This is a genomic window from Eisenbergiella sp. OF01-20 (assembly GCF_003478085.1).
GTDB lineage: Bacteria > Bacillota > Clostridia > Lachnospirales > Lachnospiraceae > Eisenbergiella.
On the sequence record NZ_QUES01000028.1, the window covers coordinates 18643 to 32737 of the forward strand.

A 14095-nucleotide genomic window follows, 5' to 3' on the forward strand; every position below is an offset into this window, starting at 1 on the left:
GTATCAGTCGGTTTTTCCCGCCCACTTTTCCTTAACCACATAATAGGACTGCTTCAGCCTTTCATGATAAGAGGGATTTCTCCCCCATCCATTCAGCTTCAGTTCTCCCATCCTTATTCTTTCCCCTTTATTCTGTGATGTATCAGCTCCTGCATATATGCTTTTAATTTTAAGATTCTCTATTCCATAATGTTCATAATAGTCATCATGGATCTGTTGTTGGGCAGGATTTGAAAAATTAAACAGCTGCCAGGGCAGACGTATTTCTATATCATCCGCGTTTATATAAAAATCAGAAACCGAATTATAATCCTCATCCGAAGGGTTCCCATTACCAAATGTCAGCCGTCCCGTCTCGAATTTCTCGGACATCTTGTCTTCTTCATATAAAGCGTTTACCATTCCCAGCTGTAACGCCAGATATATTTTTTTAAATACGGGGGAATCTTTATCCGGTATTTCAAAATACGGGTTTTCTTCCCCATAATCTTCTGCAAAAATAACACGGAAGGCTTCGTAGCGCTCCTGCACCAGGACTCTGCTGTTTTCTCTGCCGTTCAGTACAAGTAAAAAATCAGCCTTTCTGTCGAATTTCACATCCTCCCCATCCGCATAATAACTTCCTGAATTCGGCGTGACATCCACAGGAATATATATTGTTTCCGTTTCCGCATCATAATTGTCTTTATGGACTCTGAAATACAAAAATTTTTCATCATATTTCATATAGAGTCTGATATTTCCGTTATCCGTAAGTAAATCATCCTGTGTCCACTCCCCCACATCCCCGTCCGTATAGCACACGCTTGTTTTTTCACCCGGATCAAAAGCCATAAGGCCGAAAAACTGTTCGTTTGTCTGAAAATCACTCCAATAAGCAGTTTTGGTTAAATCAATATTTGCCATGGTATTCCAGGTCCGTTTAAACCACTCATCCTGCCATGAAAAAATCACACAGCCTGCACAGCCCGCCTTCCGGATGTCTTCATAGCTTTCCACCAGTGCCTCACCCTGCTCTTGCTCCGACATATATCCCTGGGACCTGGCAGTAAAAAAATCCAGCTGCGCCCGTCCCCTGGAGGTAGGGGTACCAAACTCGGAAATGACCACCGGCATTTCGTGGTGCCGGCTAAGCATTTCCAGGTAAATGCCATAGGTATTGTATTCTCCGTCCTTCAGGCGATACTCCTCAGCAAACGGCAGTTCTCCTTTCCATGTGTCATAATGCGCCAGATAATCAGGGTAATAGGAATAAACATGGTAGGAAGCAAACTGGCCGGATTTATAGCGATCCGTAGTCAGAATATGTTCCACATCCACCTTTGCACATTTCATAAAGAGCCGTTCCACCTCTTCCGGATAATCCAACGGATCTGTGGCAGGCCAATTGGAAAAAGCAAGCAGTCTTTGCTCATTGTATTTACCGCTTTCGTACCGGATGATGTTGTCACCTGTCTCAGCCAGCATAGCCTCAAAAGGGGTAGCCTGCTCCGAGGTATACATATAGTTTCCCTGGTAACTGTTATTTTCAGGCTTCATATGATCCGTATAAGCCACGGTCACATCTTCCCATTCCACCCCTAAAATATAGCCCAGAACCCACTCTGAAATATCCTTTGTATAAACACCGCTTGCGCCGGAGGCCTGGTAACCCAGACGTATTTTCTTCCTTCCATGAATCACATCCACCAGTGTTCTGCAATCCTGTATCAACGTTTTACGAAAGGAATCATCATAAGCGTCTACATGGGAATTCTGGACATAATCATTTACCCATACCCCATGCAGGACATAAAGAGGTTCCGGATTTTCTTTATTATATTCGTAAACCGCTTCATAAAAATCAGGTTGCAGTATCGTATAAACCCGGATGGTATTAGCACCCATCTCCTGTATCAGGCCAAACCATCTGAGATAGGTTTCCTTATCAATAGCAAATTCCGTGGAAAAATGTCCCGGGATCCCTACCCCAAGATCCACCCCCCGTATCTCAAAGGGTTCCATTCCGTCCCCCGTATCCACCAGTATCTCCCTTCCCTGTGTGGAAGTGAATGTCCTGACTTCCCTGTCCCCATGGAAATCAATATAAAATCCCCACTGGTAATATGCCATATCTAACAACAAATACAGCAAAATGAATGAAACGGCCGCAATTAAAAATTTTTTCAAACTGTAATGCCCCCAATTAATGGTTGAACTTTTTATTCTTTGATTCGTGGCTGTAAAAACGCAGATCCTCTATATGCTCATCCAGCCAGCGCATACGCCTGAGCAAACGTGTTTCATACTGTTCCACGGCTTCTTCATAAGAACCTATTTTACGGAAATCTTCAGTTAGCAGGTCATTTTCGGGCAGGAAAGAGTATCCCCATTTTTCAAAATTACGCTCCGCTGCAGTCCCCAAATAAGCCTGGATATCTCTGATATCCGCAGTGACCGCTTCTTCGCTCAAAATACCCCTGCGCAGTTCCCTGTACCGGCTGATAATCTGTTCTGTAAATTCCTCGTCTTTACAGAGCATATAATACCATGGACGATCTTTCATAAAAAACCCGGACATAGGTGTTTGTTCTTCCATATAATTATCACAGCAGTTATTAAAATCCCAGACACACATCTTTAATTTCCCGCTGACATCTTTATAAAAATATGTGGAGTACAGACCGGCATCCGTATTCTGCGTCACCTCGTTTATAATGAAATAGTCCACAAAGCTTTCCACATCAATATACTTCTGATAACCATAGCGCACCGTATCATAATCATAGGAATACAGCGATTTCTCAAACTTTGAAAAATCCCTGCCGATATATTCCGTAAGCTCCGGCGTCAGTTTAGATGTCCCCGGATACTTTATCTCAAGCCTGCCATTTATTCTCTTCGCATAACTTGTAAAATTATCCAGATACTGCACATCATTGATACTTTCCCTGTCAGCACAGACAATATAACTGGATACACCGGCTTTTCCGTCATATTTGCTTACTTCTATCCTTCCTTCCCCAACGCTGATTTGTTCCGTCATGACATAGACACCCTGATATTCCTGATTAATAAAAACCTCACAGAACCGGACATCAGGTGCCCATTCCATGATCTGCCCGGACAGGTTATACCACATATAATTACGCATCAGAGTCTTATCCAGATAAGGCCCATGAAGCACCCAGGTACTGTCCCTCTCCATCCCCATTACCGGGAGCTCCCTGTCCGATCCATCTTCCTTTGTGAACTTGAACAGATATCCTGTCTTATCAAAAGTCCTGGAAGAATTGCCCCGGATCCTGATCTGAATCTGTGATTCCGTATCAGGATTCGAGGATAATGTATTTAATTCTCCCGCCGCCTCATATATTTTCATATCCGCCCGGATATAACTATTTTTCATATTCCTTACCCGCTCACCCTGTTCCGGCTTTCCGGGTATGATTTGTCCCTCCGTATCAATACTGACAATCGGCAGGCGTGTGGAAAAAGTTCCGGCTGCAACAGACAGGCTGCTATCTTCCACATCTGTATTATATGTCAAATGCTGCCGGATTCGTTTGTTTTCCGGGTCTATATGTCTGGAAAGCAGCAGAGCGGCCAAAAGCAGGGCTATTACAAAACCGGCATATATTTTCCTACTATTCATAGCTTTACCCGCTTATTTCGTCATTCTGTGTCACAATATTTACATATTCAATCGATTCCAGTTCATACAGCATTTCCACGATACTTTTTTCCTTTTTATTGGAAAGAAGATAGGTTTTTCTCGGCATTTCAAATATCAGTTCTATCGATTCCCTGCTTGTATTTTTTACACGCAGCATCGCTTTTGCTTCAAAATAATCGAATACCACTGCTTCGATCCGGCGCTCCATATTCCGTGCCCCCCGGATAATAAGAAGTATCCGGTTATCATTTTTAACTCTGCCAAGTACAAAGAGCACGGCAAAGACAGCGGCGCTGCCCGTTACCGCAACCACATAATCTCCCACGCCGCAGCAGATGCCGACAATTATTGTCCAGAAAATATACGCGGTATCTCTGGAATCCTTAATTGCCGTACGGAATCTGACAATAGACAGCGCGCCGACCATACCTAATGAAAGAGCTATATTATTTCCGATTACCGTCATTACCGTCGCCGTAAGAATGGTCAGGGCTACCAATGATACATTGAATTTTTTCGAATAAACGCCGCCTGCATGTGTAAAATAATAAGATAAATAAATAACACCGGATAGGATTACCGCAACTATTATGTGCAGAAGAATCTCTTCCGCAGACAGAGAACCGGATTCCTGGAATATAGTATAAATATAATCTTTCATCTTTTTCCTTTCCTGAGACATCAGCGATGATAATTTAAAAATTATAATGGAGTCCCGCACTTCTGGATAAACAATATTTGCTGACGGAAGTAGGTGATTTGCCTTCCAGGCTCACCATCTGTTTAATATAGCTGAGCAAGAAGCCATTATATTTTACTTCCATCACCACAAGATACGGATCCAGCACAGGATTTTGATTTAATGAGGGGGAAAACAGGCGCAAATCACTTTCCGTTGCCTTAATCGCAAAATCAAAGGTGATTCTTGTTTTATTTTCACTGGCAACATAGGCCTTCCTCTGATACTCCACGATTGCTTTTGGCCTGTAACACAGCATATTCATCAATCCATAACATTCCCGGGCAAAAGCGTCCCTATAATGCAGAAGAGAGGAATACCTCCCTTGGATCAACTCCTCTGCATGCTCCCGGCTGAGACGGAGGGAGCGTTTTTTCTGGTTTTCACCTTGTTTCTGCTTCATTTCCAGCATTGCAAAATCGGAATCAGGCGAATACGTCCTGAGTCTTATTTTTCTTCTTATCTCCAGCCCGTCTTCCTTTTCATAAAAATCCCGTTCCTGCATCGTATCGAAATATAAACTTCTAATGGGATAACCGTTTACTCCGTTATGGGTATCCGGCTTAAGCACCTGTACGAAGGTATGATCAAGTCTGCGGAACTGGTCATAGGAAAGCAGATATTTTTTCTCCTGGCGCAATACTTCGTTCATACTTATACCCCTCTGTCAACTTTCCGTTTCCATAAGCTCCAGGCAAGGTTTCAGATAGTGCCAGGAAAATCCGAGATTCCTGTAAGGATATTGTTCCTTCAGTTTTTCCCAACTGTCAAAGACTGCCTCAATACCGTCATCATGGTAGGTGTTCTCATCCGTCAGGCCATGATACCCCTGCATCTGCATTTCTGTGATATTAACAATCCCTTTATTATATTCCTGTGCAAGCTTAAGCTCTTCTTCTATTTGCCCGGCTTCGTCTTTCTTGTTATAGTTCATGACCGCGATTCCATCGCAGCCGTTTTGTATTAATTCTTCAAGAAAACCAGATAACCCAATCCGATCGTAAAAATTAGGAATACAAACAATGACAGCCAGGTTTTCTTCTTTCGCTCTTTCGTAGGTTCTGACACAATTTGTCACGTACTGTTTCATACAGCGTTCCTGATCCGCCTCCCATTCCTCCAGCAGGTAAGGCTCCACATCCAGCACGATACCGGTAAATCCCCCTTCTTCTCCCGCCTTTGCATTCCATTCCGCTGCAGTATCCACGACATCCAGCATGGATTTTCCATCCTCTTCCACACCCCATTCCGCAGCTCCGGCCAGATAATAAACCAGTTGTTTCTTTTCCTGCCGCCGTCTCAGATAATCCAGAACAACCGTTTCCTTTGTATCCGAAGATATCTGCTGATAAATGGCTATGCACCCCAGCTTTTCCATGGCCTTTTCCACTTCTGCTTCCAACTCCGGACGCAGATATTCCTCCTCCCATGAGAAAATACTGGTTTCACTTACAAGCTCGGAGACTGTTTTATCCCTCCGTCCGCATCCCGACAGAAGAGATACTGCTATTTGTATACAAACACCGCTGATAATGATGGGACCCATCCTCTTATTTTTCACTAGCCTATCACCGTATCCCAGAAAAAACCTTGAAAGATTTATTGAATATGATTCCTCTTTATATAACTGTTACATTATATATATTATTTACATAATATTAACACTTACTTTATCAGCAGGCAACAAATATCAATTTAATACGTTTTATCGTATACTATATTATATTTACCATTTATCCCTACGGCAAGAATACGGAAAGATCCAAAACAGGCATGGAAAAATTTCCATGCCTGCAATATAGCTTTATTCACTTCAGATAATGTCCGGATTCCGGTTATTCATTACCGTCCGCGATGGAAGCCGCCAGTTCATCCGCTTCTTCCCCGCCTTCATAATCATCCGCTTCCTCTGTGATGATATCCACTTCCTCATCCGGCAGCAAATCTTCATCCATGCCTTCGTCAAAATCGAATGCATCATCCAGATCCAGCATATCATCCATTGCAATGTCCGTATTGAGGTGAACATCACGATAACGCTTCATACCGGTTCCTGCAGGAATCAGTTTACCGATGATTACGTTTTCCTTCAGACCGATAAGAGGATCCACCTTGCCCTTAATAGCCGCTTCCGTAAGAACCTTCGTGGTTTCCTGGAAGGACGCTGCGGACAGGAAGGAGTTGGTAGCCAGCGCCGCCTTGGTGATACCAAGCAGTATCTGCTTGCCGTCTGCGGGCTGCTTTTCCTCTGCAGCCAGTTCTTCATTCAGATCTTCATAATCCAGGGCGTCCACAAGTGTTCCGGGAAGGTATTCCGTATCCCCGCTGTCTTCCACACGCACCTTTTTCAGCATCTGACGTACAATCACTTCAATATGCTTGTCGCTGATATCAACACCCTGCAGGCGGTAAACACGCTGTACTTCGCGGAGCATGTAATCCTGTACTGCACGGATTCCCTTGATTTTCAGCAGATCATGAGGGTTAACGCTACCTTCTGTCAGCTCGTCGCCGGCCTCCAGAATCTGGCCGTCCATAACCTTGATTCTGGATCCGTAAGGGATCAGATAGGCTTTGGATTCTCCGGTTTCATTGTTGGTAATGATAACCTCACGTTTTTTCTTGGTATCCTTAATGACCGCAACACCGCCGAACTCAGCGATAATCGCAAGTCCTTTGGGCTTTCTGGCCTCAAAAAGCTCCTCAACACGGGGAAGACCCTGTGTGATATCGTCACCGGCAACACCGCCGGTATGGAAGGTACGCATGGTAAGCTGGGTACCGGGCTCACCGATGGACTGTGCCGCGATAATACCTACTGCTTCACCCACCTGGACCGCTTCGCCGGTAGCCATGTTGGCGCCATAGCACTTGGCACAGATACCGTTTCTGGAACGGCAGCTTAAGATAGTACGGATCCTTACGCTTTCAACAGGCTCCCCTTTTTCGTTCACACCGATGCTCAATATCTTCTCCGCACGGGTGGGGGTAATCATATGATTGCGTTTAACAATTACATTTCCGTCACGATCCTTGATATCCTCACAGGATACCCTGCCGGTGATTCTGTCCTTCAGGCCTTCAATGGTTTCCTTGCCATCCATAAAGGCTTTCACTTCCATACCCGGGATTTCCGGACGGTCTTCACAGCAGTCCATCTCGCGGATAATCAGCTCCTGGGATACGTCAACCATACGTCTGGTCAGGTATCCGGAGTCGGCGGTACGCAGAGCCGTATCGGACAGACCCTTACGTGCACCATGGGCGGACATGAAGTATTCCAGTACGTCAAGCCCTTCACGGAAGTTTGATTTGATAGGCAGCTCGATGGTACGGCCGGTTGTATCGGCCATCAGTCCGCGCATACCTGCCAGCTGCTTGATCTGCTGGTTGGAACCACGGGCTCCGGAGTCCGCCATCATGAAAATATTGTTGTATTTATCCAGTCCTGCAAGCAGAACGTCGGTTAATTCTTTATCTGTCTCATTCCAGGTTTCCACAACCGCACGGTAACGCTCTTCTTCCGTGATAAGGCCGCGGCGGAAGTTCTGGGAAATACGGTCAACCGTAGCCTGTGCTTCGGCCAGCATTTCCGGTTTTCGTTCAGGTACCGTCATGTCGGAAATAGAAACGGTCATAGCAGCCCTTGTGGAATATTTATAGCCGGTAGCCTTGATATCATCCAGTACCTCTGCCATTCTGGAGGATCCATGGATATTGATAACCTTTTCCAGAATCTGCTTCAGTCCCTTTTTGCTGACATGGAAGTCAACCTCCAGCTTAAGGGCATTTTCAGGGATACTTCTGTCCACAAAACCCAGATCCTGAGGAAGGATTTCATTAAAGATAAAACGGCCCAGGGTGGATTCCACCACGTCGGAAGCTTCCGTTCCGTCAGCCAGTTCTTTCGTAATTTTAACCTTGATTCTGGAATGAAGGGTAAGAACATGGTTTTCATATGCCAGTATGGCTTCATTCAGGCTCTTGAAGTATTTTCCTTCTCCCATTGCCCCGGGTCTTTCCTGTGTCAGGTAGTAAATACCCAGTACCATATCCTGGGAAGGAACGGCAACCGGTCCGCCGTCGGAAGGCTTCAACAGGTTATTGGGGGAAAGGAGCATAAAACGGCATTCCGCCTGCGCTTCCACGGAAAGAGGAAGATGCACGGCCATCTGGTCCCCGTCAAAGTCCGCATTGAATGCGGTACATACCAGGGGGTGAAGCTTAATCGCCTTACCTTCCACCAGAATAGGCTCAAAGGCCTGGATACCGAGCCTGTGCAGGGTAGGGGCACGATTCAGCATAACGGGATGTTCTTTGATAACATCCTCCAGGACGTCCCAAACCTGGGGATCCAGTCTTTCCACCAGTTTCTTTGCATTTTTAATGTTCTGGGAAATTCCTCTTGCCACCAGCTCCTTCATAACAAAGGGCTTGAACAGCTCGATAGCCATTTCCTTGGGCAGGCCGCACTGGTAAATTTTCAGTTCAGGCCCCACTACGATAACACTTCGCCCGGAGTAGTCAACACGCTTGCCCAGCAGGTTCTGACGGAAACGTCCGGATTTGCCCTTCAGCATGTCGGAAAGGGACTTCAGCGCCCTGTTTCCGGGGCCTGTTACCGGACGGCCTCTTCTGCCGTTGTCGATAAGGGCATCCACCGCTTCCTGGAGCATTCTCTTTTCGTTTCGGACAATGATATCCGGAGCACCCAGCTCCAGCAGTCTTTTCAGACGGTTATTTCTGTTAATAATCCTGCGGTACAGATCATTCAGGTCGGAGGTGGCAAAACGCCCGCCGTCCAGCTGTACCATAGGACGCAGATCCGGAGGAATAACCGGAATAGCATCCAGTATCATCCATTCGGGACGGTTTCCGGACTCCCGGAAAGCCTCCACAACCTCCAGGCGCTTAATGATTCTGGCGCGCTTCTGGCCGGTGGATTCATTCAGTCCTGTTTTCAGTTCTTCCGATTCCTTTTCCAGGTCAATTGCTTCCAGCAGCTCTTTGATGGACTCAGCACCCATCCCTGCACGGAATTTATTTCCCCAGGTTTCTCTTGCATCCTGGAATTCCTTCTCGGAAAGCACCTGCTTGTATTCCAGATTGCTCTCGCCCGTATCCAGCACGATATAAGAAGCGAAATAAAGTACCTTTTCCAGCACTCTGGGGGAAAGATCCAGAATCAGCCCCATACGGCTGGGGATACCTTTAAAATACCAGATATGGGAAACCGGCGCCGCCAGTTCAATATGTCCCATACGCTCACGGCGGACGCTTGATTTGGTGACTTCAACACCGCATCGGTCGCAGACAACGCCTTTGTATCTGATTTTCTTGTATTTACCGCAGTGACATTCCCAGTCCTTGGTAGGCCCGAAAATACGTTCACAGAACAGGCCGTCCCGTTCCGGTTTCAGGGTTCTGTAGTTAATGGTCTCAGGCTTCTGAACCTCGCCTCTGGACCAGTCCCTGATCTTCTCGGGTGATGCCAGGCCGATCTTGATCGCATCAAACGTCATGGGCTGATATACTTCATTTTTTGTAGTTGTTTCAGACATTGTGCACTCCTTCCAAAACTATTCCATGATTTCCTCGATTTCCTCAAGGCTCTCATCCATATCGAATTCCAGGTCATCATCGGCTTCCTCTTCTTCAGCAGTTACCAGTTCGCCGCTCTCGTCGTCGAATTCCTGGGACTGATATCCGAGTTCACCAAGAGAATCTTTTTCAAGCTTCTCATAACCTTTGGAGTCACCTTCGATTTCGTAACGGTAATCCGTATCACCGTAGTCCACCGTTTCCATGATTTCCACTTCCGTATTGTCCTCACGCAGAACCTTAACATCCAGCGCAAGAGACTGCAGCTCCTTCAGCAGAACCTTGAAGGATTCCGGAATGCCGGGCTCAGGGATATTTTCACCCTTGATAATGGCTTCGTAAGTCTTTACACGTCCCACAACGTCATCGGATTTAACCGTCAGGATTTCCTGCAGGGTATACGCAGCGCCGTAAGCTTCCAGCGCCCAAACTTCCATTTCTCCGAAACGCTGCCCGCCGAACTGTGCCTTGCCGCCGAGAGGCTGCTGGGTTACCAGTGAGTAAGGGCCTGTGGAACGGGCATGGATCTTATCGTCTACCAGATGATGCAGCTTCAGGTAGTGCATGTGGCCGATGGTTACAGCACTGTCAAAGTACTCTCCGGTACGGCCGTCGCGCAGCCTTACCTTACCATCCCTGCTGATGGGAACGCCCTTCCACAAATCTCTGTGGTCTCTGTTCAGTGACAGATACTGCAGAACCTCCGGGCGCAGCTCCTCTTTATGCTTTGCTTCAAATTCCTCCCAGGACAGGTTCACATAATCGTTCGCCAGATCCAGGGTGTCCATAATATCAATTTCGTTCGCGCCGTCAAATACAGGCGTTGCCACGTTAAAGCCCAGGGCCTTAGCGGCAAGGGACAGATGGATTTCCAGTACCTGTCCGATATTCATACGGGAAGGCACGCCCAGGGGATTCAAAACGATGTCCAGAGGACGTCCGTTAGGCAGATACGGCATATCTTCCACAGGAAGCACACGGGAAACAACACCCTTGTTGCCGTGTCGTCCTGCCATCTTATCACCGACGGAAATCTTTCTCTTCTGTGCTATATAAATGCGTACGGCCTGGTTTACACCGGGAGAAAGCTCATCGCCGTTCTCTCTGGTAAATACCTTGGCATCCACAACGATACCGTATTCCCCGTGGGGAACCTTCAGGGAGGTATCCCTTACTTCCCTTGCCTTCTCACCGAATATAGCACGAAGCAGTCTTTCTTCTGCAGTCAGTTCGGTCTCTCCCTTGGGAGTAACCTTACCTACCAGGATATCTCCTGCACGCACTTCCGCGCCGATCCGGATAATACCTCTGTCATCCAGATCCTTCAGGGCATCATCACCCACACCGGGGACATCCCTTGTGATTTCTTCCGGCCCCAGCTTGGTATCCCTGGCTTCCGCTTCATATTCTTCAATGTGGACGGATGTATATACATCCTCCTGTACCAGTCTCTCACTTAAAAGGACCGCATCCTCGTAATTGTAACCTTCCCAGGTCATGAACCCGATCAGAGGGTTCTTGCCCAGAGCCAGTTCGCCTTCCTGGGTGGAAGGGCCGTCCGCAATCACCTGCCCCGCACTCACATGGTTGCCCTTGAATACGATAGGTCTCTGGTTATAGCAGTTGCTCTGGTTGCTTCGTGCGAATTTGGTAAGGTGGAATTCCATCTTTTCCCCGTCATCGCAGGTCATCTTAATCAGATTGGAGGATACATAATCTATCGTACCCGGCTTCTTGGCCACCACACACACGCCGGAGTCAACAGCTGCCTTCACTTCCATACCGGTTCCTACCGCCGGAGCTTCCGTGGTAAGAAGAGGAACGGCCTGACGCTGCATGTTGGATCCCATCAGCGCACGGTTGGCATCGTCGTTTTCCAGGAAAGGAATCAGGGCGGTAGCCACGGAGAACACCATCTTGGGAGATACATCCATGTAATCAAACATGGCCTTGGGATATTCCTGTGTTTCTTCCCGGTAACGGCCGGATACGGAATTCCTTACAAAATGTCCTTCCGCGTCCAGGGCTTCATTCGCCTGGGCAACATGGTAATTATCTTCCTCGTCGGCTGTCATATATACAACATCTTCCGTTACCCTGGGGTTAGACGGATCGGATTTGTCTATTTTACGGTAGGGTGCTTCCACGAAACCGTACTCGTTAATTCTCGCATAACAGGCCAGGGAGTTGATCAGACCGATATTGGGTCCTTCAGGCGTCTCGATAGGGCACATTCTTCCGTAATGGGAATAATGTACGTCACGTACCTCAAATCCTGCACGATCACGGCTCAAACCGCCCGGTCCCAGCGCGGAAAGACGTCTCTTATGGGTAAGCTCTCCCAGCGGGTTATTCTGATCCATGAACTGGGACAGCTGGGAGGAACCGAAGAATTCCTTAACGGCAGCCTGTACCGGTTTGATGTTGATCAGAACCTGAGGCGAAATCTCTTCCGCATCATGCGTGGTCATTCGTTCACGGACCACTCTTTCCATCCTGGACAGACCGATACGGTACTGGTTCTGGAGCAGCTCGCCCACAGCCCTGATACGTCTGTTGCCCAGATGATCGATATCGTCTTCGTTTCCGATGCCGTATTCCAAATGAATATTATAATTAATGGAAGCCAGGATGTCTTCCTTCGTAATATGCTTCGGTATCAGCTCATGGATGTTCTTCCGGATAGCTTCCGCCAGCTCTTCCGGATCCTGGGAATATTCTTCCAGAATCTGTGCCAGGACAGGATAATATACCAGCTCGGTAACGCCCAGTTCCCTGGGATTGCAGTCCACATAATGGGTCAGATCAACCATCATGCTGGAAAGCACCTTCACATTGCGTTCCTCCGTCTGGATATAGACGAACGGCACCGCACAGTTCTGGATGGTATCCGCCAGCTCTGCGGTCACTTTGGTGCCGGCAGCCGCCAGAAGTTCCCCCGTCGTGGTATCTATCACATCCTCCGCCAGTAATGCACCCCGGATGCGGTTCTTAAGCATAAGTTTTTTGTTGAATTTATATCTGCCCACCTTCGCCAGATCATATCTTCTGGGATCGAAAAACATGGCATTGATCAGGCTTTCCGCACTTTCAACGCTCAGAGGTTCACCGGGACGGATTTTTTTATACAGCTCTAAGAGACCCTCCTGGTAATTCTCAGAAGTGTCTTTGGAAAAGCTTGCCTCTATCTTGGGTTCATCGCCGAACAATTCCCTTATTTCATCATTGGTGCCCACTCCCAGCGCACGGATCAGGACTGTGATGGGAACCTTTCTTGTACGGTCCACGCGGACATAGAAAACATCGTTGGAATCCGTCTCATACTCAAGCCAGGCGCCTCTGTTGGGGATAACAGTACAGCTGTAGAGAGTCTTACCAATCTTATCATGGCCGATTCCATAATATATGCCGGGTGAACGAACAAGCTGGCTGACAATGACACGCTCCGCACCATTTATAACAAAGGTTCCTGTCTCAGTCATCAAAGGCAGATCGCCCATGAAGATTTCATGTTCTGTAATCTCTTCTTTTTCTTTATTGTAAAGACGTACCTTAACTTTTAAAGGGGCCGCAAATGTAGCGTCTCTTTCTTTACATTTCTCGATAGAATACTTCACATCATCTTCGCACAGTTCGAAATCCACGAATTCCAGGCTTAAATGGCCACTGTAATCTTCTATTGGAGAGATATCGTCAAAGACCTCTTTCAGGCCTTCATCGAGGAACCACTGATAGGAGTCCTTCTGGACTTCGATCAGGTTCGGCATCTCCAAAACTTCCTTCTGCCGTGAATAACTCATACGCATGTTCTTGCCGGTGGCAATTGGACGTATTCTGTTCTTTTCCATTGACATTTCACCCCGTTCTTATGATTTGTTCGCCATTCGTTCCCGCGAAGGCAGTGCCTGCACCTTAGGTGAAAGCAAACGAATCGGCATCTGCCGGCAGTAACAGAACCCTCCGACAGGCAGCTTGATATTAGTTTATCGGTATTACGCACAAAAATAGCATAACTTACCACAATAGTGCACTATCCATTCTACTACAAGAAAAATGGGAAGTCAACCAATATTTTTGTAAAATTGTGGATAACTTTGGAA

Annotated in this window: 7 protein-coding genes; all 7 read right to left on the reverse strand. The window is 47.0% G+C overall.

What is annotated here, in order from left to right:
• Positions 1–3: 3 nt before the first annotated feature.
• Positions 4–2169, reverse strand: a complete 2166-nt coding sequence (locus tag DXA36_RS23920) for a hypothetical protein (RefSeq protein WP_118681947.1) — start codon at positions 2167–2169, stop codon at positions 4–6.
• A gap of 16 nt (positions 2170–2185) precedes the next feature.
• Entirely contained in the window at positions 2186–3634 is a 1449-nt protein-coding gene (locus DXA36_RS23925; RefSeq protein ID WP_118681948.1) for a CotH kinase family protein, read from the reverse strand.
• Between the two features lie 4 nt (positions 3635–3638).
• Positions 3639–4316 (reverse strand): DUF4956 domain-containing protein, encoded by a 678-nt coding sequence (locus DXA36_RS23930; protein ID WP_118681949.1) that lies wholly within the window; start codon positions 4314–4316, stop codon positions 3639–3641.
• A gap of 34 nt (positions 4317–4350) precedes the next feature.
• Positions 4351–5046 (reverse strand): polyphosphate polymerase domain-containing protein, encoded by a 696-nt coding sequence (locus tag DXA36_RS23935; RefSeq protein ID WP_118681950.1) that lies wholly within the window; start codon positions 5044–5046, stop codon positions 4351–4353.
• A 15-nt stretch (positions 5047–5061) separates the two neighbouring features.
• Complete coding sequence (locus DXA36_RS23940) at positions 5062–5955, reverse strand: hypothetical protein (RefSeq protein WP_243114730.1); 894 nt, start codon at positions 5953–5955, stop codon at positions 5062–5064.
• A 274-nt stretch (positions 5956–6229) separates the two neighbouring features.
• The gene (gene rpoC / locus DXA36_RS23945; protein WP_118681951.1) at positions 6230–9955 is read right to left on the reverse strand and encodes a DNA-directed RNA polymerase subunit beta'; all 3726 of its coding nucleotides are present in this window, start codon (positions 9953–9955) and stop codon (positions 6230–6232) included.
• An 18-nt stretch (positions 9956–9973) separates the two neighbouring features.
• Complete coding sequence (gene rpoB / locus DXA36_RS23950; protein ID WP_118681952.1) at positions 9974–13843, reverse strand: DNA-directed RNA polymerase subunit beta; 3870 nt, start codon at positions 13841–13843, stop codon at positions 9974–9976.
• Positions 13844–14095 lie beyond the last annotated feature (252 nt).

Excerpts from the sequence above, each read along its gene's own strand:
- DXA36_RS23925 (WP_118681948.1), bottom strand. The coding sequence starts at position 3,634 with ATGAATAGTAGGAAAATATATGCCGGTTTTGTAATAGCCCTGCTTTTG.
- DXA36_RS23935 (WP_118681950.1), bottom strand. The coding sequence starts at position 5,046 with ATGAACGAAGTATTGCGCCAGGAGAAAAAATATCTGCTTTCCTATGAC.
- DXA36_RS23930 (WP_118681949.1), bottom strand. The coding sequence starts at position 4,316 with ATGAAAGATTATATTTATACTATATTCCAGGAATCCGGTTCTCTGTCT.
- rpoB (WP_118681952.1), bottom strand. The coding sequence starts at position 13,843 with ATGGAAAAGAACAGAATACGTCCAATTGCCACCGGCAAGAACATGCGT.
- rpoC (WP_118681951.1), bottom strand. The coding sequence starts at position 9,955 with ATGTCTGAAACAACTACAAAAAATGAAGTATATCAGCCCATGACGTTT.